Source organism: Rossellomorea yichunensis, assembly GCF_032337515.1.
Classification (GTDB): domain Bacteria; phylum Bacillota; class Bacilli; order Bacillales; family Bacillaceae_B; genus Rossellomorea; species Rossellomorea yichunensis.
In genome coordinates this window covers 169,363-191,680 of the sequence record NZ_JAVYAD010000007.1, presented here as the reverse complement: position 1 = coordinate 191,680, position 22,318 = coordinate 169,363, and the positions used below count along the sequence as shown (strand labels likewise).

General features: G+C 42.3%; 19 protein-coding genes. 12 read left to right on the top strand and 7 right to left on the bottom strand.

The genetic code is table 11. The features are described 5' to 3' along the window. Positions 1-72: 72 nt before the first annotated feature. The 5 genes from RSX31_RS19230 to RSX31_RS19210 form a co-directional block, all read right to left on the bottom strand. Entirely contained in the window at positions 73-648 is a 576-nt protein-coding gene (locus RSX31_RS19230; protein ID WP_315635705.1) for a TetR/AcrR family transcriptional regulator, read from the bottom strand. A 298-nt stretch (positions 649-946) separates the two neighbouring features. Beyond that, positions 947-1,939: a LacI family DNA-binding transcriptional regulator gene (locus RSX31_RS19225; protein ID WP_315635704.1), complete on the bottom strand. Its 993-nt coding sequence runs from the start codon at positions 1,937-1,939 to the stop codon at positions 947-949. Between the two features lie 121 nt (positions 1,940-2,060). Beyond that, complete coding sequence (locus tag RSX31_RS19220; RefSeq protein ID WP_315635703.1) at positions 2,061-2,891, bottom strand: carbohydrate ABC transporter permease; 831 nt, start codon at positions 2,889-2,891, stop codon at positions 2,061-2,063. 33 nt (positions 2,892-2,924) lie between these two features. Beyond that, entirely contained in the window at positions 2,925-3,824 is a 900-nt protein-coding gene (locus RSX31_RS19215; RefSeq protein ID WP_148967978.1) for a carbohydrate ABC transporter permease, read from the bottom strand. A 161-nt stretch (positions 3,825-3,985) separates the two neighbouring features. Then, on the bottom strand, positions 3,986-5,221 hold the full coding sequence (locus RSX31_RS19210; RefSeq protein WP_315635702.1) for a sugar ABC transporter substrate-binding protein: 1,236 nt from the start codon (positions 5,219-5,221) through the stop codon (positions 3,986-3,988). Between the two features lie 376 nt (positions 5,222-5,597). Between RSX31_RS19210 and bglX the strand changes: the two genes are divergently transcribed. Both bglX and RSX31_RS19200 read left to right on the top strand, forming a co-directional pair. Next, positions 5,598-7,763, top strand: coding sequence for a beta-glucosidase BglX (gene bglX / locus RSX31_RS19205; RefSeq protein WP_315635701.1), 2,166 nt, complete (start codon positions 5,598-5,600; stop codon positions 7,761-7,763). 19 nt (positions 7,764-7,782) lie between these two features. Next, the gene (locus RSX31_RS19200) at positions 7,783-11,109 is read left to right on the top strand and encodes a GH36-type glycosyl hydrolase domain-containing protein (protein ID WP_315635700.1); all 3,327 of its coding nucleotides are present in this window, start codon (positions 7,783-7,785) and stop codon (positions 11,107-11,109) included. Positions 11,110-11,154: 45 nt separating this feature from the next. Here RSX31_RS19200 and RSX31_RS19195 read toward each other — a convergent pair whose 3' ends face one another. Next, the gene (locus tag RSX31_RS19195; RefSeq protein WP_148968207.1) at positions 11,155-11,580 is read right to left on the bottom strand and encodes a hypothetical protein; all 426 of its coding nucleotides are present in this window, start codon (positions 11,578-11,580) and stop codon (positions 11,155-11,157) included. 607 nt (positions 11,581-12,187) lie between these two features. Between RSX31_RS19195 and RSX31_RS19190 the strand changes: the two genes are divergently transcribed. From RSX31_RS19190 to RSX31_RS19175, 4 genes are read left to right on the top strand one after another with little or no spacing between them, the layout of a single operon-like run. Then, on the top strand, positions 12,188-12,718 hold the full coding sequence (locus RSX31_RS19190; protein ID WP_315635832.1) for a sigma-70 family RNA polymerase sigma factor: 531 nt from the start codon (positions 12,188-12,190) through the stop codon (positions 12,716-12,718). Continuing rightward, the gene (locus tag RSX31_RS19185; protein WP_315635699.1) at positions 12,715-13,164 is read left to right on the top strand and encodes a hypothetical protein; all 450 of its coding nucleotides are present in this window, start codon (positions 12,715-12,717) and stop codon (positions 13,162-13,164) included. Before RSX31_RS19190 ends, RSX31_RS19185 begins: the two co-directional genes overlap by 4 nt. 1 nt (position 13,165) lies before the next feature. Then, a complete protein-coding gene (locus tag RSX31_RS19180; RefSeq protein ID WP_315635698.1) occupies positions 13,166-14,260 on the top strand; it encodes a hypothetical protein in 1,095 nt (364 codons plus the stop codon). Further along, positions 14,257-15,192, top strand: a complete 936-nt coding sequence (locus RSX31_RS19175; protein ID WP_315635697.1) for a hypothetical protein — start codon at positions 14,257-14,259, stop codon at positions 15,190-15,192. Before RSX31_RS19180 ends, RSX31_RS19175 begins: the two co-directional genes overlap by 4 nt. Positions 15,193-15,304: 112 nt before the next feature. Here RSX31_RS19175 and RSX31_RS19170 read toward each other — a convergent pair whose 3' ends face one another. Then, a complete protein-coding gene (locus tag RSX31_RS19170) occupies positions 15,305-16,345 on the bottom strand; it encodes a DUF3231 family protein (protein ID WP_315635696.1) in 1,041 nt (346 codons plus the stop codon). A 134-nt stretch (positions 16,346-16,479) separates the two neighbouring features. Between RSX31_RS19170 and RSX31_RS19165 the strand changes: the two genes are divergently transcribed. From RSX31_RS19165 to RSX31_RS19140, 6 genes are all read left to right on the top strand, one after another. Beyond that, the gene (locus tag RSX31_RS19165; RefSeq protein ID WP_315635695.1) at positions 16,480-17,331 is read left to right on the top strand and encodes a CBO0543 family protein; all 852 of its coding nucleotides are present in this window, start codon (positions 16,480-16,482) and stop codon (positions 17,329-17,331) included. Positions 17,332-17,802: 471 nt separating this feature from the next. Then, positions 17,803-19,068 carry a GTPase HflX gene (hflX, locus tag RSX31_RS19160; RefSeq protein WP_315635694.1) on the top strand — a complete coding sequence of 422 codons (1,266 nt, stop codon included), beginning with the start codon at positions 17,803-17,805 and terminating at the stop codon, positions 19,066-19,068. A 207-nt stretch (positions 19,069-19,275) separates the two neighbouring features. Next, positions 19,276-19,752 (top strand): DUF2243 domain-containing protein, encoded by a 477-nt coding sequence (locus tag RSX31_RS19155; protein ID WP_148994434.1) that lies wholly within the window; start codon positions 19,276-19,278, stop codon positions 19,750-19,752. Next, complete coding sequence (locus RSX31_RS19150; RefSeq protein WP_315635693.1) at positions 19,742-20,590, top strand: cytochrome c oxidase assembly protein; 849 nt, start codon at positions 19,742-19,744, stop codon at positions 20,588-20,590. The genes RSX31_RS19155 and RSX31_RS19150 overlap by 11 nt, the downstream gene beginning before the upstream one ends. 68 nt (positions 20,591-20,658) lie before the next feature. Next, positions 20,659-20,943 (top strand): thiamine-binding protein, encoded by a 285-nt coding sequence (locus RSX31_RS19145; RefSeq protein ID WP_148967989.1) that lies wholly within the window; start codon positions 20,659-20,661, stop codon positions 20,941-20,943. 229 nt (positions 20,944-21,172) lie between these two features. Next, positions 21,173-22,276, top strand: coding sequence for a carbohydrate-binding protein (locus tag RSX31_RS19140; RefSeq protein WP_315635692.1), 1,104 nt, complete (start codon positions 21,173-21,175; stop codon positions 22,274-22,276). Positions 22,277-22,318 lie beyond the last annotated feature (42 nt).

The following is a 22,318-nucleotide window of genomic DNA, read 5'->3' as shown; positions in this document are numbered from 1 at the left end:
AGCACCTCTTAAAAAAGAATTATAACGGAATGAACGTTCATTCCGTTTGGTGTATGAGAAACAAATCATTTCTCATACATGTAACCGTACAGCGTCCCACATACTTTCTTCTACATCTTTTAATAGTTTTGCTTCCGGTTCCAGCTCCCCAATACGAACCAATCGTTGAAGCTCTAGAAACGCTCCGTAAACGATGGCAATCAGAGCGGAGGAAGGAAGCTCCTTAATTTCTTTTTTCTCTTTTCCTGAATCAAAGAAATTCTTTAGGATCTCCAGGAGTCCTTGAAAGCTATCATGACTTACTTTATCTAAAAAATGGGCACTGCTATGTGTTTTAATAAAATAAAGTGCTTGGCTTTGCTTTGTTGTAAATTGAATCATGGCTTGAAATATATGATGAAATTGCTCCCGAATGGTTTCATCATAAGGGAATTCATTTTCAAGAGTTTCTGTAAATATCCTTACATACTCTTGAAAAAGCTTGTTGCCAAGCACTTCTTTGTTATCAAAGTAACGATAGATGGTACCGGCTCCAACTCCTGCAGATGTCGCAATCATTGGAATCGTAGTCGCGTCATATCCACGCTCAGCAAAAAGAACCAAAGCGCTTGATATAATGCTGTCTCGTTTATTTACTGCAGTTGCCATAAGGATTCAGCCTTTCATCGGTTAAATACGGAATGAATATTCATTCCTCCTCATTGTATACCCAGTAAAATACCATCTCAATCACACAATGTACCTAATATTTGTGAAGGTTTTGTTAACGTATGTGGAGGAGGTTCTAGTAAGAGTCACTTTAAGAGAGGAGTTGGAATGTGTTTTTGTACAGGTGACATTATTAGAAGTGTTATTTGCAATAAGAAGGATACATAAGCTTTTAGAGGTGTTTCACGAAGATAAAGAAAAAGCAAACCCATCTTCACGGATTCGCTTCTCTTCAAGTCTACTTATTGTCCTTAACTGATTTCCGTTCCACTAATTCAGTCGTCAACTTATAATAAGGATCGACTTCCTCTTTAGCAAGCTTCTGAAAGATTAGATGAACAGCGAGTGCGCCGGCTTCGTATTTCGGCTGTCTCATTGTGGTCAATGGGGGAGATACGTACTCAGCCAGTTGAATATCATCAAATCCGATAATGGAAAGGTCTTCCGGGACCCGAATATTCTTCTCTGACAGGGCCTGCAAGCCACCGATCGCCATTTCATCGTTGGCATAAAAAATGGCTTGGGGGATATCTTGTTGGGCAATGAGCATTTTCGTTGCTTTATATCCGCCTTCACGTGTAAATCCACCTGATGTTTTCCATTTAGAACGATAAGGAATATCATGTTTCTCCAAGGCTTGCTTAAAGCCCTGGAAGCGGAGTTCATTGTCATGGGAGTTATAAGGTCCGCTAATATAAGCAATATTCCGGTGACCTTTCCTAATCAGATGTTCCGTAGCCTGAAATCCACCTTCGACATTGTCGACTTCCACCTGGAGAACATAGTCATGTTTAATATCCCGGTCCAACACGACGATAGGGAATCCTTCGCGGGTGGATTCCAATATCGTTTCGTCTGTGATGTTATGGGCTAAGATAATCACACCGTCGACTCGTTTTTCTTTCAAAAATTTAATGGCTGTAGATTGGGCACCGCCAATTGAACTGCAGGCTATGAGGTCGTACCCGTTAGTAGATGTCACATCCTGGACGCCTTTAATTAATTCAGAATAATACGGACCTGATAAATCACTCAGAATCAAGGCGATGGTATTCGTGTTGGTACGTTTTAAATCGGATGCGAGTCCGTTCTTTTGATAGTTCAATTGTTTTGCTGCATCCAATACTTTCTTTCTTGTTTCTTCGCTTACTTTGGTACTGTTATTTAAAGCGTAGGAGGCCGTTGAAACGGCTACTCCTGAAAGCTTTGCTACATCTTTGATTGTTGCCATTTATTCACATCCTTGATTGCTATACGAATAGCGGTTGTTCCATCTAAATTGTTAAATCCATTATACCTTTATAGTATAGTCATTCACACTCTCGACTAGTAGAGGTGATGTTTTCCCCTTACTATTTAATCCCCGACATCGTAAAGCCTTCGACGATATATTTTTGGAAGAAAGAGAAGATGATGATAATCGGTACGACCATGAAGGCTGCTCCAGCCATTTGAAGACCAAAGTTATTCGCATACTGCCCTTGAAGGAGGGATAGTCCTACTGAAAGGGTGTAGAGACTCTCATCATTCGCGATGATCAACGGCCATAGGAAGCTGTTCCATGCTCCGATAAACGTCAGGATTCCCTGTACAGCAAAGATCGGCTTCGCGATGGGAACGATTAATTTAAAGAAGATATAGAATTCTCCTGCCCCATCAAGGCGGGCTGCTTCAAGCAGATCAGTTGGAATCGTGGTCATAAACTGTCTGAATAGGAAGATACTGAATGCTGCTGCAAGCCCCGGCAGGATGATCCCGGCCATCGTATTGGTCAATCCCATCTCGTTCAAGATTAAGTAAACGGGAATCATCGTGACTTGTGCAGGAATCATCATGGTTGCAAGCACTATATAAAAGATCTTTTCTTTCCCTTTAAAATGAAACTTTGCAAATCCATAACCGGCCATGGCATTAAAGAATAATCCTAAAAAGGAAAATAAGACGATGACAAGGGTATTTCTCAAATACACACCAAAGTTCATGCTTTCAAATAAGTTAAGGTAGTTCTCCATTGTAGGATTCTCTGGGAACAGGGTAGGTGGGATTTGCAGAACTTCACTTTCAGGTTTGAATGAGCTTGAAATCATCCAGATGAAAGGGATGGATACAAGGACTCCACCAAGAATCATGAGTAAGGCAACCAGCGTTTTTTCGGTTTTTCGTTTCATTGTATTTGCTTTCATTGTTTCAGCCCCGATACTAATAAATTTTCAGACTTAATATTCTGTATCAGATTTTCTAAGCTTGAATTGGAATAGCGTAATCAAAATGATAAAGATAAATAGAATAAACGAACCTGCTGCGGCATAACCAAATTCACTGAATTGGAAGCCTTTTTTGTAGATGAATAATGCCATTGATATCGTACCGTCCAATGGACCGCCATTGGTCATGACAAATGGTTCTTCGAAGAATTGCAACCAGCCAATCAGGGTGGTGATCGTCACGAAGAAAGTAGCATACCGGAGTAATGGAATCGTGACATTGAACAGTACCTGTAATCGATTGGCACCATCCATTTCAGCAGCCTCGTAATAGGACTTCGGTATTCCTTGCAAGGCAGCAAGGAAGATGATCATGTTGATTCCGATTCCCTTCCATACGGCTAAAACAATCAACGATAGTTTCGCAATCGTTGGCTCTCCTAACCAAGGAATTTTATCCACATCTAATAGTGATAATAGGTAGTTGAACAACCCGTACTCTGTATTGTAAAGAAATCCCCAAATAACTGCGACGGCAATGATATTTGTGATGGAAGGCATGTAGTATACGCCCCGAAATACTTTGAATAACGAGCTTGTTCCGTAGTTCAGCAATAAGGCGATTCCCAAAGAGAATATAATGACAAGGGGAACGCCGATGACTACATAAAACAACGTATTAATGATCGACTTATGAAATAAATCATCCGTTATCAACTTTGAATAATTCTCAAGTCCGATGAAACTGATGTTGGACCAATCAGCTAAGCCTTTTAAGTCAAGGTCTGTAAAGCTAATAAAGAACGCTACAATGATCGGAATGATACTAAAGACAGTCAATATGATAACCGCAGGAGCTATAAACACATATGGATGTTTATTGTTTTTACTGAATTTGAATCCATTGCCCATGATATCCCACCTAACTAAAACTACGCTTCGTAAAGGTAAGCTTGCTAAAAATGGAGCTCAGGCAAAGGGCTGATCCTTATGCCTGTAACTCCAAATGTACCTTACTATAACTTCATAATAGAAGCGTTTGTTTCATTTATTTTCGTCTTGAATGACTCGATTTACTCTTCTACCATTTCCTGTGCTTTTTTATTAAATTGTTCTAATTCTTTGTCTAAGTCAGCGTCGCCAACGGTTACTCTCTCAATTGTTGAAAGGAATTCTTGTGCGATCTTTTCAAACTCTTTGATTTGTGGAGAAGCTTTAGTAGATTTCAGCTGTTCCCCGAACACGGATAATAGTGGATCGTCTTTTAATTTAGGCTCTTCCCATGCTTCTTTTCTTGATGGAAGAGTATTGGACATTTCCAGCCATTCCATTTGTGTATCCACTTCATTCACATAAGAGATGAATTTAAGGGACTCGTCTACATTCTCTGAATTATGGAAGATAGAGAAGTTTGCTCCACCCATGCTTGATGTATTCTTTTCTTTCTTCGGCATAACGGCCACTGACCATTTATCCTTAAGATCCGGAGCCTGGTCATTAATGATATTGATCATCCATGGACCACTGAAGAACATCGGTTTCACGCCATCTTTAAACGCCTGGACAATATCCATTCCTTCAGTAGTAGGGCTGATTCCTTCCTTAAAGTAGCTTGTATAGTATTCTATCGCTTCTTTAAATTCAGGACTATCGAAATTCATCTTATCTTTACCTTCAAATTCATACCCATTTTGCCAAGCAAAGATAAACGGTGTGATTTGGTCGTTGCGGTCGATATCAAGACCGTAAACATCATCGCCTCTGTCGTTTAACTTCGTCGCTGCATCTTTCATTTCATCCCAAGTAGCAGGTGCTTGATCGTATCCTGCTTCTTTTAACAGGTCAGTTCGGTAGTATAAGACACGAGTATCGATATACCAAGGAATCCCGACCACTTGATCATCATAGGTCATAGAGTCCGCAGAACCTGCGAAATAGTTCTCAGGTTTGAAATCCGGGTAATCTTCTAAATATGGAGTTAAATCAAGCAACGCTCCTGCGTCTGCAAACTCCGGAACCCAGGTTGTACCCAGTTGAAGAACGTCAGGTCCATTTTTTGAAGCAACAGCTGTTAATAGTTTGTCATGAGCTGTTTCCCAAGGAATCGCTTGTACCTTTACTTTGATATCTGTGTTTTCTTTTTCAAATTCTTCAGCAAGCTTACTAAGCTTCTTACCTTCTTCACCCATTGCCCAGACAGTGATGGTTTTCTTCCCATCTTCAGAATCGCTTCCACCGCCGCAGCCTGCTAATACAGTAGATAGCGCAAGTACACAAATCATAAAGAAAGACCATGTTTTCTTTTTCATACCTTCATCTCCATTTCTATTAGTTTGAAACCCTATTAAAAAAATTGAATCAGAGGTGGTAAGAGTTAATTTCCTGTTATGGAAAATATCTTACCAGGTGTTATTGAAACGTTTCGATGACTATATTATAATCAAAGGTGTATCCGCTTTCAACACTTTTCTGAAAAATACTAGAATTTTAAGTTTCATTCCATATTACACCTATATATACCTTATGTAATTTATTGTTATAACAAGGTTTTTAGAAGGGTGGTAGAGTTAGATTATATAGTTGACTGACCAACCATTTACCTTTATACTTTTCTTCAATTGTTAATCGAAACGTTTCAATAATTTGAAAGAACCAAAATGAAAAAACCAATTGGAGGTTCTACTTATGAATGAAAATAAACTGACTGCATTACTTGACAAAATGACATTGGATGAAAAAATTGCACAGCTTACCCAGCTTGCTACTCCTTTTTTTAAAGGGGCAAGCGATCAAGGTGAAATTACCGGCCCGATGGTCGACATGGGGATCGACGAGGAAGTTGTCCGAAATAGTGGATCTGTATTGGGAGCTTCTGGTGCAAGGAACGTTATTAACATTCAGCGCACTCATATGGAAGAAAACAGACTGGGCATTCCTTTATTAGTCATGTCTGATATTGTACACGGTTTCAAAACGATCTTCCCGGTACCTCTTGGGATCGGATGCTCATGGGACCTGGAGTTAGCGGAAAAGAGTGCGGAAATTGCTGCAAAAGAAGCATCAGTATCCGGAGTCCATGTGACGTTTGCCCCGATGGTGGATCTCGTTCGCGATCCTCGCTGGGGAAGAGTGATGGAGTCTACAGGTGAAGATTCCTTTTTAAACAGTCAATTTGCCAGAGCATTTGTGAGAGGGTTTCAAGGGAAGGATCTAACTCACGACCATAACCGTGTGGCAGCTTGTGTCAAACACTTTGCCGCCTATGGTGCAGCTGAAGGCGGACGTGATTATAACACGGTTGATATGTCGGAGCGGGAACTCAGAGAAACCTATTTACCGGCATACAAAGCGGCTCTTGATGAAGGCTGTGAAATGGTCATGACCGCTTTTAATACGGTGTTTGGGATACCGGCTACAGGAAATAAAAAGCTTATGCGATCCATACTTCGAGAAGAAATGGAATTCAAGGGAGTTCTTATATCGGATTGGGGAGCAGTGAAAGAAATGATTCCCCATGGTGTGGCAGAGGATGAGAAGGAAGCTGCCCTTAAAGCAATTACAGCCGGTGTTGATATCGAAATGATGACTTCGACGTATGTGAAATATTTAAAAACGCTGGTGGAAGAAAAAGCAGTAGATGAATCCATCATCGACGAAGGCGTTTTACGCATTTTAGAGCTTAAACAAAAGTTAGGATTATTCGAGAATCCTTACCGCGGTGCAGATGAAAAGCTTGAACAAGAAGTGGTGTTAAACTCTGAACACCGCTTGGCAGCTCGTAAACTAGCAGCAAAGTCTTGCGTTCTACTTAAAAATGAGAGCGTTTTACCTTTAAAACGGAACCAGAAAATTTCACTTATTGGACCTTTTGCTCAAAACAAGGACATCCTTGGACCTTGGTCATGGTTAGGATCAAAAGAAGATGCCGTGACATTAATGGATGGAATGAAGATGAAAGTGGAATCTTCTCACCTAACGATTGCTAAAGGATCTGAAATTCAAACGGTTTCTGAAGAGCAATTGCTTGAGGCAGAGAGAGTGGCGGAAGGAGCAGATATCATCGTTCTGGCACTTGGGGAGGATTCTGAAATGAGTGGGGAGGCAGGGTGTAGAGCGAATATTAAACTACCTGATGCCCAGCTGGAACTTGTTTCGCGATTGAAGAAATTAAATAAACCGATGGTGGCCATTCTATTTAATGGTAGACCACTGGATTTACATGGGGTCATCGACCAGGTAGATGCGGTCCTCGAAGCCTGGTACCCCGGAACGGAAGGCGGGGCAGCGGTGGCCGACCTTTTATACGGAGATGAAAATCCGTCCGGACGACTGACCATGTCCTTCCCATATAGTGTAGGACAGGTACCGGTTTACTATAATCACTTCAATACCGGAAGACCAAAGGGAGCACCGGATGCCCAGGTCCGTTATGTTTCACAATACCTGGATATTCCGAATGATCCGCTTCTACCGTTTGGTTTCGGTTTAAGTTATACCTCATTTTCGTATAGCGACATGACGATTACTGAATCTGTTATGACACCAAATCAGCCGATTACCGTTTCGGTTACCGTAACAAACAGCGGATCTATGAGAGGCGAGGAAGTCGTTCAGCTTTATGTGCGGGATGTAAGCGGGGAAGTGATCCGACCACTAAAGGAACTTAAGGACTTTCAAAAAATCGTCCTGGAACCGGGAGAGCAGAAGCTGGTTACCTTTACCCTATCAGAACCACAGCTACGTTATCATCATTCAGATTTACAGTTTGACAGTGACCCGGGTACATTTATTGCCTATGCAGGTCCAAATAGCAAAGAAGCAATGGAGCAATCCTTTACATTAGTAAAATAGACGAAATGAGGGGAACAGAATGAATACTACACATAAGCTTACATCCGGTGATCTTCAATTCACCTTTTTAAATAGCGGTGATCTTTTTGAAATAAACCATGCATCTACCATGATCAACCAATTATTGACGAATTCCATCGATGGCTCGTTAAACAATCTTTATCTACGAATCTATGAATCATCCCAAATCGAGATTGTCCCATTAATCGGTGTTCAATCAACGAGTGAGGTGCGATTTTCAGAAACACAGGTGAAGTGGTCAGGGAACCATAAGACTCTTCAATTCGAAGTAACCTTTTCTTTGACACAAACAGGAGTTTGGTTCTGGGATGTGATGGTAGATGGGCAGGACGCGGAGGTCGATGTCATTTATGGACAGGACTTAGGATTGGCAGATAAAGGCGGCGTCCGCTCAAATGAAGCTTATATGTCCCAATACGTGGATCACAAAGTATTTGAAGATGATAAAGGATTTGTCGTCTGCTCTCGTCAAAATCAACCACAATCGAATGGCTTTCCGTATATTCAGCAAGGATCTATCGGAAAGACGGTCGGCTACTCGACGGACGGGTTCCAATTTTTCGGCTTATCGTACAAGGAAACAAACCAACCGGAAATCTTGACCACGCCTTCATTGGCAAACGAAGTCTATCAATATGAATTTGCATATACGGCACTGCAATCAGAGAAGGTCCAATTATCAGGACAAGAACATTTTGTCTTCTACGGTCTATTCAGAGAAAATCATTCTGAGGCGATCACAACATTAGAATATCACCAAGAGGTGGAACATGCATGGAATGAAGTACAGCAGCTTAATGAGAGTTTCAGTGCTCCTCTCGAAAAGGTGATTCTATCACCTGAAATTGGCGAACCCCTTCAAACGGAAGAAATGTCCAAAGAAGAAATTGATGGTCTATTTACTGAGCGTCATACGGAAGAATGGGATGGCGACCGTTTGCTTTCCTTCTTCACAGACACTCACGAACATGTCGTGTTAAAGGAAAAAGAATTGGTGGTTGAACGCCCTCATGGACACATCCTCATGTCTGGAGGAAATCATGAGCTGAAGGAAGGGACCATCACATCCACATCCTTCATGTACGGAGTATTCAACTCCCAACTCGTGATTGGAAATACATCGTTTAACAAGATGATAACGAATACCCGGAATCATTTGAACGTCATGAAAACGTCCGGTCAGCGCATTTATGTTGAGGTTGAGGGAGTGTATCGTTTATTAACCATGCCTTCCATGTTTGAATTAGGCTTCAACTATGCACGCTGGTATTACAAGACGCAGGATGACACGATCATCATTACAAATTATACGACGGTCGATACGCCTGAAGTCCGACTGAACGTACGATCAGAGAACGGAAAACAGTACCGTTATCTTGTTTCCAATCAGATTACAATGAACAACAATGAGTATGAAGTCCCTTATAAGCTTGAAAAAAATGGTGATATTCTCGCCGTTTCTGCTGATTCTCAATCTGAAAGCAGCCAGACGTACCCTGACCTATGTTACAAGATGAAGGTAGATGGGGCTGACATGAGTGTGGAGAACGAGGAAAGATTGGGTAAGAACCTCCCAGCCGGAAGTGCATCACTTTGTGTACTCGACTTAACCGCGACATCAGAATGGACCATGACCATTCAAGGACTTCTTCACGGGGAAGATAGAGAATTCGAAAAGTCGGATATGACCGTTGAAATTGAGCGCTATCGAGAGTACTATCATCAAGTGATGAATGGGTTCAAGCTTTCTCAACATGGGGAGGTTCCTAGTGAACTGGCCAAAGTCAACTCCTTATCGTGGTGGTACACTCACAATATGCTTGTCCATTTCTCCGTACCACATGGACTGGAGCAATACGGCGGAGCGGCATGGGGAACCCGCGATGTTTGCCAGGGTCCGACGGAGTACTTCATGGCCACTCACAACTACCAAAGTGTGAAAGATATCATCAAAACCGTCTATTCCCATCAATATGAAGACAACGGTAATTGGCCGCAATGGTTCATGTTTGACCGTTACTTCAAGATCCAGCAGGATGATAGTCATGGAGATATCATCGTTTGGCCGTTAAAAGTTGTCGGTGACTATATCACAGCAACCAATGATTACAGTATTCTGGAGGAAGAAATCCCTTATTCGACCCGGGATGGCTTTGATTTATCGGAAGGAAAGGCGACGCTATTACACCATATTCATAAAGAAATCGCCTACATTAAAGAGCATTTCTTGCATGACACATTCCTTTCGTCATACGGCGATGGGGACTGGGATGATACGCTTCAACCGGCAAACCCCCAGCTGAAACAATTCATGGCGAGCAGCTGGACAGTAGCCCTTACCTATCAGGTCTTGAATCAATTATCTAACGTGCTTGAGGGAGTACGGGATGAAGAAGCTTCGAAATTCAAGGCACTTGCTTCAGGAATACAGAATGATTACAAACGCTATATTTTACAAAATGATGTGATACCAGGCTTCGTGTACATGGAAGAGCCGGCACATGCAGAATTAATGCTTCACCCGACGGACACGAAAACGGGCATAGAGTATCGACTGCTGCCGATGAACCGCAGTATCATTTCTGAATTATTCACAAGGGAACAAGCAGAATCCCACTACAAATTGGTGAAGGAACACCTCTACTGTCCAGACGGAGTCCGATTAATGAACCGCCCTGCAAACTATGAAGGTGGAGTAAGCACACATTTCAAACGAGCAGAACAAGCAGCCAATTTCGGCCGGGAAATCGGTCTGCAATATGTTCACGCTCATATTCGCTTTGTTGAAGCGATGGCGAAGCTCGGAAATACGGAGGAAGTGTGGAAGGGACTTGAAATCATCAATCCGGTCGGGTTGACTGAAGTCGTTCCAAACGCTGAAAGAAGACAAAGTAACGCATACTTCAGCAGCTCCGACGGTAAATTCAATACTCGATACGAGGCGCAAGAACGCTTTAACGAGCTGCGCGCAGGGACCGTACCGGTAAAAGGCGGCTGGAGAATCTACTCAAGCGGACCTGGAATCTACATGAATCAATTAATATCCAACTGCCTGGGTATCCGTCAAGAAGCAGAAGATTTGATCATAGATCCCGTTTTACCTGAGAAATTTGACGGATTGACATTTGATTTTAAATTTATGAATCGTCCAGTGACATTCACTTATCATATGGGGCAAGAGAGCGGCCGCGTTGTGGTTAATGGTGAAGAAGTGGAGACAGAAGAGGTATCTAATCGATATCGTATGGGTGGTATGAGGATTAAACGAGAGGTTCTTGAGGGTCTTTTGAGTGAGGAATCCAATGGAATTGAAGTGTTTATGTAAGATGAAATAGTTGGGGAGCAAGCGCATATGGCGTTTGCTCTTTTTTTATGACAGGGTCTCTTCTTTGTTCCGGGAAAGCTTTTGATAGAAATACTTAATTAGTAGAATGATGGCTGCGAAACCAATGTAGATGAAGAAAAACACAATGTATCCCCATAAACCAACGATGGCATCAATAAACTCCATCTGCCCCCGGTTTGTGATTGCCTGCTGAATTTCAATTGCGAAGACCAACACAAACATGAAGGTCAATGTATAGAAGAAAGCCAGAGCCGTGATCCCGAACTTAAGCTTCGATAGAATCTTAGACACAATGTATACAAAAAAGAACACGGAGATACCGATGATCCCCATAATCCAAAAGTGCAGATCTTTATCCGTAAGGGTGAAACCGAGCTCACTCGTTATTCTTATTAACATGTCGTGGAGGTTGTTAATGATCTCCACTATTAAGGTAATTCCCTCTTTCATCATATCCACTCCCTTTTTTATGAAGATAAGTACTTTACGAGTATATCAGGAATGTGGATTTCTTGTTAGGTGGTAAATAAGGGTGATTTTCTGGATGGGTGTGGCAGTGGGGATGTGGAGAGATTGATATAAATTGCGATTTTTTTCAATTTTAATCGAGATAAATTGGATAAAGTTGCGTTGCTGGATCTTTTTATCGAGAACCAACGAATAACCTACAAAATTCGTATTGTTTCGATTAGTAAGAGGGAGCGAAATTCTGGAACTTGTCATTATATCAGCGAAATCGACCAGTTTATCAGCGGAATTTTCATTATATCAGTGAAATTTCAAATATATCAGCGAACGTGCATTCAATAGGAGATATCGATCCGCTACCCGGTTCTACCCGGTTCATATAATCTCCTGTTGAGTCGATGTTTAACGGCGAAATCCAGAATTTAAAGATGAAATCTCAAATCATGAAGTTACGAGCCATGACCAGCTAAGAATCCAATCAAATGTAACGGGCACCATCTCCAACAAAAAAATTTCGAAAAAACTGTAGGGAATCACCATTTTCTTTCGTCTATTACTATGAGACCACAAGAAAGGGGGAGAGAGGTTGGTGGATCCGCTAATTGAAAAGGCGATGAATGGCAGTGAGCATGCGTTTCGGATGTTGATCGAAATGCATAAGCAGTATGTTTTTAAATGCATTTACGGCGTTCTGAGAAATCAGAAAGATGCGGAAGATGCATCACAGGAAGCATGGATGAAGATTTATTCCTCTCTCCCCCAGTACGAGCATCAAGGGTTCAAGACATGGATGACGAGAATCGCTGTGAACCATGCCATTGATTGTAAGCGAAGACAGGCAAGACAGAAGGAGGACCTGGTCGACGACCTCCCTGAGAGAGAGTCCCGGGATGCTGTAGAAAGACGATTATTAAAAAAAGAACAAAAGCAGCTCGTTTTGAGGCATTTAGAAGAAGTTCCCGAATCTTACAGAGAAGTGATTGAAGGATTCTACATAAAAGAAAAGTCCTATCAGCAGCTTGCAAATGAACAGCATGTGCAGGTGAAGACGATTGAAACAAAGCTGTACCGGGCAAGGCTTTGGATGCGGAAGCACTGGAAGGAGGAGGATTTCATATGAGTCATATTGCATTGGAAGAGTGGAAGAATTACGCCAGAGATGAAATGAAAGATAATAAGCGAACCGAATACGAGGAGCATTTATACGGCTGCGATCAATGCATGAGTCTTTATATGGAAGCAATCGAATCGGTTCAAGACGAGCTTCCTTCCATTGAAGGTCCGTCCCTCTATACAGATGAGGTGATGGAGCGAATTCCGTTTAAGCCGGATTCAGTGAAGAAGCCAGTGAAGAAACTCTGGTATGAGGAAAAGGTGTTTCATTACGTGCTGGCTACGGCCATGACGTTGATTTTGATGGCGACTGGTATCTTTGGTGAACTTATAAAGATCACGACGGAATTTGAAAGAGGTCAGCAGTCGGCATCCTTTACAGAAAATATCTTAAATAAAACAACGGCTTTACTTGATGAAGTAGAAAAAATTGAAGAACAGGAGGCAGAGTAAGATGGATAAAAAGAAGAATCCAATCATTGCGTTTTTGTTGGCTTTTATACCCGGTGTGGGATTGATGTACTTAGGTAAGGTATTAAGAGGGGCCCTGTTTATCCTCGTATTGATGGCGTCATTTCCCGTTGCATTCGTGGGAGCACAAGTGTTGAACTGGGATGGTTTAGCTTTTATCACCATTGGGTTTGCGTTCTTATTATATCTCATCAGTATCGTTAATACGGCACTTGTGGCATCAAGAATGTTGAAAGCGAATGAAGCTTCAAGAGAACCGGTGGTAGAAAGTGATTCTGGACAGCTGAGCACCGAACGCTTCTATACCATCATTCTATCCATGGTACCAGGGCTCGGTCATTTTCAACTGGGATTGATGAACCGTGGTGTCACATTTTTGGCAACGTTCCTCGGAGTAGCTGCGATGATTCTCTTTGTAACAGCGATGACGGGGAGAGGGGAGTTTATGGTGTTCTTGATCGTTCTACCTGTCGTATGGGTATACAATTTCTTCGATACGATGCAACTTCTGAATAAAAAACAGGCTGGGGAAGTGTTGACGGATAGGTCAGTATTGGAAGACCTGGAAGCCCAGCATGAAGGTGGGAGAAAGAGTAAGGCATTCGCCACATTTTTATCGATGTTTCCGGGGGCGGGGCATTTGTATCTTGGTTATCAGCGACGGGGCATTCAGCTTATGGCAGTGTTCTTATTCTCCATTTATATATTAGACGTACTTCGGTTAGGGATTTTTCTATTCTTAGTTCCGATCATCTGGTTCTACAGCTTCTTTGATGGATTGCAACGTGCTTCTAAACACGGAAAGGAACCTTTAGAAGATACGCCGATTGTGTCTTACTTAATCAATCAGCAGAAGTGGGTAGGAATTGGATTGATGTTGCTTGGAGTTTATTACTTGGCTACGAACATCCTTATGCCCCTATCATTACCGTTTTTAGAGACGTATGGCATTGATTTGTATCATGTGATGTATAGCTATATCCAGCCGGGAATTGTTTGCCTCCTTCTTATAGGGGGGGGAATTAAATTGGTGTCCGGAAGTAAAAAAGCCCATTCAAAAGAGGAGGTATCAGAATGAGAACTTGGCGAGTCGGATCCATCTCAATGGGGGCATCCCTTTTGTTCCTGGGAATTTTCCTCCTGTTTTCACAGCTGTTAAAATGGGATTCAGCCTATGTGCTGGCAGGTTGGTGGCCTGTACTGCTGATTGTGTTAGGGGCAGAAATCCTAGTGTACTTATTCTTATCAAAGCAGGAGAAGCCAATATTAAAATATGATTTCCTTAGTATAATATTTGTGGCTGTCATAGGAACGGTGGGAATCGGATTTACGGTTCTGCAGGCGACAGGATTGACAGGGGAGTTGCAAACGTTCTTTGATTCTGAAATGAGAACAGCAGACCTTCCTTCGTTTAACTATCAGGTAGGTGATGAGGTGAAACGGATCGTCGTTGATTCAAGCCATCATACGTTAACGGTTGAAACAGTTACGGATAAAGAAGTGAGTGTGTTTGGTACGTATCGTTCTTCCTTTACTGAAGGGAAACCATTACTTGGGAATCCGGAAGATTATCTAATGACGACAAGGAAAGATGATACACTTTATATCACATTAAAAAGTCTTCCTGACTACAATGGCTGGATGCAATCAGGGCAGGAGATGGATGCGACACTCGTTATCCCGGCATCCAAGTCCCTCGAAATCTCGAGTGACTACAGTGAAGTCACATTAAAACCTAGAACCCTTTCGAGCTCCTGGGAAGTATCAACCTCTGCGCGGGTCAACCTGATTCTCGCCTCAAATGAAGACCTGACCATCAATGCCGATAACGTCGGAGACATCCAAGGGGAGGAAGTAGAATGGCAAATGACAGAACCTGTGAGTGCATCCGATAAAGACGTAATCGAAGAAGGAATCCCGAACAAATCCGCCACCCTCAAACTAGGAAGCGGACAACACCCCATCACCATTTCCCATTCCGATCAAGTAAATGTATCGATCAAGAACTGAGGGACGGACCTCCAAATCTTCCATCATTCCGCTTGTAAATCAAGTGGAAAAGAGTTGATTTGGAGTTTTTTTCTTTAGTAGGTTAACGTGATGAGGGACGGACCTCACCTCATCACTTATCTTCCGCCAACTTCTTTCGATCAGCAGATTGAGGTGGTTCTTCCAGCCAGCCGTTATTGATCAAGATGTCCGCACCACTTTTGCCTAATTCCGCCACCTCCAGTATGAGTCTAAAATAATTTGATACAAGGTCAGCTCTCATACTTGCCGCTGCAGCCGTACCATAGTTCCCCATCCCGGCATTACTTATCAGAGTGGTGTGGAACATCATCAGTTTATCGGAGAAAGCAGGGACAGTTGAAGCTTTTACATTGGTATCCCAAGACATGGGAGCCTGCATATCATTATTGATGAGAGCATCACTAAATATATTGAGGTGCTTTTGTGCAATTTCCTGCGTCCTGGACATGAATTTTCTTACTTCCTTTGATTGCGCCATTTGTGCGAAGCTTGTCGCAATCATGCTTCCGAGTAAATTGGTTTCCGTGTTAAGGAATAAATGTGATATTTCAATGGCATTCAGTGGCCGTCTATTGACAAAGGGATTCAGGCTGGAACTCATATATGATTTTTCCTTAATAAATTCCACTTTTTCAGGATAATCAATATATGGGGGCCTTATTAAAACTCCTTTTTCCTTTCCTGTCTCCGTTGCTTTTTTGTAGAGGTCACTGGAAAATCGAAGGGCCTGTTGGAAGAAATCAAGGATGTCTTCTCGTACAGTAAGGGATACGGCCCCGCTATAGGTAATCATCCCAACCTTCGCCATTTGCCGGAGATACATTAAGAAAAACGTATCGCCATAAATGGCAGGGGCATCTGGGAACACGTCCTTTTCCTTTGAAAATCCAAAAGGGATAGGGATATGTTCCTCTTTGAAAATGGATGAGATGAAGTCAATATGCTGCTCAGATTTTTCTTGAGATAAACGGAGAATGGATGCCGTATCAGGGTCCTGATTTTTTGCAAGGAAATATTCAAATACACACAGAGCCAAAGTGTCACTTTGATATGTAGACCAAAGAGCGGCCATTCGGCTGAGGTTAAATTTGTTTTGGGATGATGTGACATGGATAGGTCTCCTTCTGTTCAAAAAATGTATCATTAGTATAGATTTTTCTTAAAAGATTTATTTATCGAGATTCTTATATTTATGGTTTTTTAGAGTGTATTCCCATGATTTAAGTGAATAATGAATACATCTAAAGAATGGCTAGGATGATGTATATGCTATTGATGTGGATAACAATTTTTGTCCTGAATGGTTTCGTCTATATGGTAAGAAAAAGGCTTCTGATCATCGAGATGTACGTTACTTCTTTGTTTTCCATATATTTAGCTTTATTTGCAGATTCCATTTTGGGTGGAATGTTCAAGTTATATTCCTATTTCGAAGCAGGGGTGGACTGGATTGATTTTGTAGGTGCGGTTGGGATTTACCCAGCGATTAATATCCTGTTTTTAGCTTTTTTTCCCGCAAAGAAGAATTTAATCATCAAGGGGATGTACATACTGGGGTGGACACTATTTGCATTATGTTATGAGTTTGTGGCCGCTCACTATTCTACCTTCTTTCAGTACAGTGGCTGGAGACTGATATACTCCGTTCCTATTTATCCAATCTTATATATGACCTTGTTATATAACTTTCGATTCGTTGATAAATTACTTGGTATAAAGAAGACGTTCTTTCATTTGACGCCTCTGGAGTGGTATGGAAGCCTATTCTTTATCTTATATATGAATTTGTTTATAGACGCGGTATTGAAAGGGAGATATGAGCTTTATTATTATGTTGTGAAAGACGTACATCCGTTTGATTTCTTTTATCGGTTGATATTATTAAGTGTCCCGCTTTTGATTTTTTTGAGCAGGCAAGCGAATGATCCCACTCTATGGAGATACCTTGTTTGGATTGCGGTCTTGAGTGTGATTCAACAATGCACAGCAGCGCTCGATCTCTTTCACACCACCAACTGGAACATCTCACTCTCCATTGCCCAATTTGCGCTCATCCTCCTTCTATCCTGTCTGAACCTGCGGCTTCTCAGATATATGAAGCGAGGGACGGACCTCTAAATAGGCAATTCCAATATGGATTTGGCTAATTGAAGGTCCGTCCCTCAAACCATATCTTCCCATCCTCAGCTGTTTGTGGTAAGATGATTATAATTTATGAGAAATGGAGGTTTTCCTTTTGATTTTAATCAGACTACGCATCCGCAATTTGAACGCTTAATTGAATATGTTCAAAGGCTCTGCCTGTGTGCAGGGTAAATGGGATCGGTCTGACTATTTTTAAAGGAATTCTTCATTTGACGTTGAATGAAGGAAAGAGCGGCTGAATGGCTCCTCTTTCTTTTCTTCTTGAAAAAATAGAACTGAATACTTACCGAGTGGTGCCATTTTGTGTGTTTTCTTGGGAAAACGCCAGGGGAAAATGCGGTCTTCTTCATGCGCCACCGGTTTATTCAAATCCATTTACGAAAAGCACAGGCAGAGGCCTGTGTTTTTTTCTGTACACACTAAAAGATAGGAAGTGACGAAGTAATGGAAGAACGTTTAAAAGCAATCGCCATAGGCGTTAATACAAAAGATAAGAATAATGACTTCGAATATTCGATGCTTGAGTTAAATGGATTGGCAGAAGCGAGGCATATTGATGTTGTCGGTGAACTGACTCAAAATCTGCCCCGTCCGAATCATGTTCATTATATTGGTAAGGGGAAGATCGAGGAGCTCCTGCCACTTATTGAAGAGTGGGAAGCAGAGGTGCTCATTTCGAATGATGAGCTGTCTCCTTCGCAAATTCGTGTACTGGAAGAGAAGCTCGATATTCGGGTAATGGACCGGACGATGTTGATTCTCGATATCTTCGCAGAACGTGCGAAAACCCGGGAAGCGCAACTTCAAGTAGAGGTAGCTCAATTGCAATACATGCTCCCGCGTCTTATAGGACGCCGTGAGTCACTGGGGCGTCAAGGCGGCGGCTCAGGACTCGCGAACCGTGGTGCGGGTGAAACGAAGCTCGAGCTTGATCGACGTAAGATTGAAGAGAAAATCACAGCGTTGAATAAAGAGCTGGATTCCCTCGTCGACTTGCGAAGTACCCAGCGTAAGCAGCGTCGAAAGAGTGAGATACCGGTCGTATCCCTTGTCGGATACACAAATGCAGGGAAGTCTACGACTATGAATGCTTTCGTAGAAAAATTCCATCCAAACGAGAATAAACAAGTATTTGAAAAGGATATGTTGTTTGCGACTCTTGAAACATCGGTGAGAAATATCACCTTACCGGACAAAAAGGCATTTCTCCTGACAGACACGGTTGGATTCGTTAACAAACTGCCCCATCAGTTGGTCAAAGCGTTCCGTTCAACACTTGAAGAAGTGGTGGAGGCTGATCTCATCATTCACGTGGTTGATTATTCCGATCCCCACTACGAGAAATTGATGAAGGTGACTGATAAAACCCTTGAAGGCATTGGAGTGGGCGACATTCCAGTCATCTATGCCTTTAATAAATCAGAGTTAGTAGAAGGAGAGGTTCCTAGAGTCGAAAAGGATCGAATTTATTTATCGGCTAAAAAGAGAATCGGGATGGACGAATTACTGGACGTCGTGAAGAGTTATATTTTTAAAAACTACAAAAAGTGTCAGATGGTTATTCCTTACGATAAAGGCCATTTGATTTCTTATTTCAATGAACAAGCGAATGTAGTGGAAACAGAATATGAAGAAGCTGGGACAAAATTGACAATCGAGTGTAAGGTAAGTGATTTTGAAAAATATCAACAGTATGTCATTCAAGAATAAATAGGAAAACAGGACCTTTTTTAGTCGAAAGGTCCTGTTTTTATTTTTGATATTATAGTAAGTACCTTCCGATAAGTCTTTCGGAACTAAGGGGGAAGGCGAGTTTTTCAATGGCTCATGAACCATTTAGACCTATTTAAGAAAAGTTTATCCCCATAAAGGAAGGGGTAGAATGGCTAATAATTTACAAAGGAGGGTCCTGTAACTATGAAAGCCACCTATACAAAGACGTCTTCAACAAGGAATCTATGGTCCGGTATCTTATTTGGGATGGGGATCGTTGCATTTATTGATGAAACAGTATTCCATCAGTTGCTTCATTGGCATCATTTTTATGACAAGTCCACAACAACGATAGGGCTAGTATCTGATGGTTTTTTTCATGCATTTAGCTGGTTTGCTACAATCGGCGGGTTATTTATGTATGCTGATTTACGCCGGAAAAAAGTATTGTGGATGAAGAGATGGTGGGGAGGCATTTTGCTTGGTGCAGGAGGATTTCAATTGTATGACGGGACAGTGCAGCATAAGTTGATGGGAATTCATCAGATACGCTATGTAGAGAATGTCATTGTGTATGATATTGTCTGGAATGTGATTGCGGCTGCTATGATTCTTGCAGGTTTCTTATTGGTTGTAAATACTGGATATAAAAAGAATGAGACTGTTGCCAATGCACGCTGATCATTCTATTACACAAGCATCTCAAGGCATCGGTTCGGTTTCTCAGATTCTTCTAACCATTCCATTTACAGTGATATTTGTCCTGTATCTGCTTGCTGTGGTCGTTTCCAATCGCAAACATAAACAATGGCCAATTTCCCGTACAATCTTATGGATCGTCGGTGTCTGCTGTGCTTTAAGCGCAGTATCAGGACCCTTGGTTCAGCGGGCACATATGGAGTTTACTTCCCATATGCTTGGTCATTTGCTCCTTGGAATGTTGGCCCCTCTACTCATGGTACTCGCTGCACCGGTGACACTTGTACTGCGGACCCTGCCTGTCACTTTGGCCAGGAGGCTTTCACGAATACTGAAAAGCCGTATGATGGGCATTATCAGTGACCCCATTGTCGCTGTCATCCTCAATATTGGAGGCCTGTGGGTTCTTTACTCAACCAGTGTGTACGAAGAGATGCATCAATACATTCTCCTTTATTTGTTCATACATATCCATGTTTTTCTGTCTGGATATCTATTCACAATTTCCATGATATATATTGATCCCGCTCCACATAGAACCAGTTATATTTACAGAGGAACTGTATTGATCCTTGCCTTGACCGGTCATGGCATTTTGTCGAAATACATATACGCCTATCCTCCAGCCGGTGTCCCGCGTGAACAGGCAGAGAGTGGTGGGATGATTATGTACTATGGCGGAGATATGATCGATTGGATCCTGATCATTATCTTCTGTTACCAGTGGTATAAGGCAGCCCGGCCTAGAGCTAATACAAGGAAAAGTAAAGGCAGTAAGAATTTTATGGGGACGCGGAGGGGTTCTAGTACGCCTCGATAAATCTCTACATGTTTATCTGCTTCTGGAGGGAGGTAAATATATAGAAATGTAGAGAAAGGAGCATGCAGATGCCAACATTAACTGTAGGATTTCAAACCATGCCAAACGGAAAAGACGTGGATACACATGGCGTTATCCCAAAAATGATCGAAGTGGTAAAAGAATCAGGCTTAACATACGAAGTGGGGCCGATGGAAACGGTGGTCGAAGGTGATTATGATAAAATTATGAGCGTCATTAAAGAGACCCAGGAAGTAGGGATACAACACGGGGCAACCGAGGTTTTCACAAATATTAAAATGCATTATAAAACGGACGGAGTATCAATCGCAGACAAAAAGAAGGATGTTTGAAAACCCACTTCCGATTATAAAGAGTGTGATTATTAGCACCTATGTTATAGGTGCTAAATTTTTTATGGGGAAGAATGGATATTTCTTTCATTAGAATCTATTTCAGTAACTGAGTTCTAAAGGCTTTAAATTCTTTTCGAAGTTTAAGAAGAGGTTATTCATTGACAAGAACTGTACATGCTCCTTCATCTGGGCTCCTGCATAAAGTAAATGCAGAGGAGGGATGCATATGTTTTTTCCGCGACGATATCCTGTGATACCGTGTGATGTTCAACAAGAATGCTATCCGTATTGGCCAGAAGTCAGAAACCATTATGAAGATGGTCTGTTGCCACATACTTATCAACAGTTCTATCCACCATACGAGCAGCAACGTGATTTAAATTATTATCCACAACAGCTGAACTATTATGATCCTTATCAAGGATTCTATGAACAACCTGTCTACGAAGATCCATTTGATTGGCGGTCAAACTGGAGGGAATGGGAGGACCTTGGGGCACCGCCACGGGGAATGAAGGGTTCACCTGCCGTTTCTTCCTGGCAGGCTAACAGGCTGGATACATTTGTACGAGGTGAGAATGACAGAATGTATCACAAATGGTGGAACGGTTCCCGCTGGAGTAATTGGGAGGATCTCGGTGCACCAAGGAGAGGTTTAAGGAGTTCCCCGGCTGCCGTGTCATGGGGACCGAACCGTATTGATACGTTTGTCAGAGGGAATCGGGATACACTTTGGCATAAGTGGTGGGATGGATCGAGATGGAATGAATGGGAAGACCTTGGAGGACCACCACGTGGGTTCAAGGGAGATCCTACGGTTGCATCATGGCAAGCAAATCGCCTCGATGTTTTCGTGCAAGGGAATGACAACAATCTCTGGCATAAATGGTGGGACGGAAGCCGATGGAGCCAATGGGAAAACCTCGGAGCTCCAAGAGGAGGTTTGAGGGATTCACCAGGTGCTGTATCCTGGGGGCCGAATCGAATCGATTGCTTTGTAAGAGGAAACAATGACCGGATGTGGCATAAGTGGTGGAATGGTTCCCGCTGGAGTAACTGGGAGGACCTGGGCTCACCACCTAGAGGATTCGAAGGCGCTCCCGCAGCATCATCATGGGCTCCGAACCGGATCGATACCTTTGTTCGTGGAGACAACAACAATATGTGGCACAAATGGTGGAATGGTTCCCGCTGGAGTAATTGGGAAGACCTTGGAGCACCAAGAGGAGGCGTTCGTTCTTCACCGGGAGCCGTGTCCTGGGGCCGTAACCGGGTGGATGCCTTTGTAAGAGGCAGAAATGATCATATGTGGCATAAGTGGTATGCTTGATAGGTGGAATCATCCCTGTGTGTAAATAATCCGTTCTTTTTT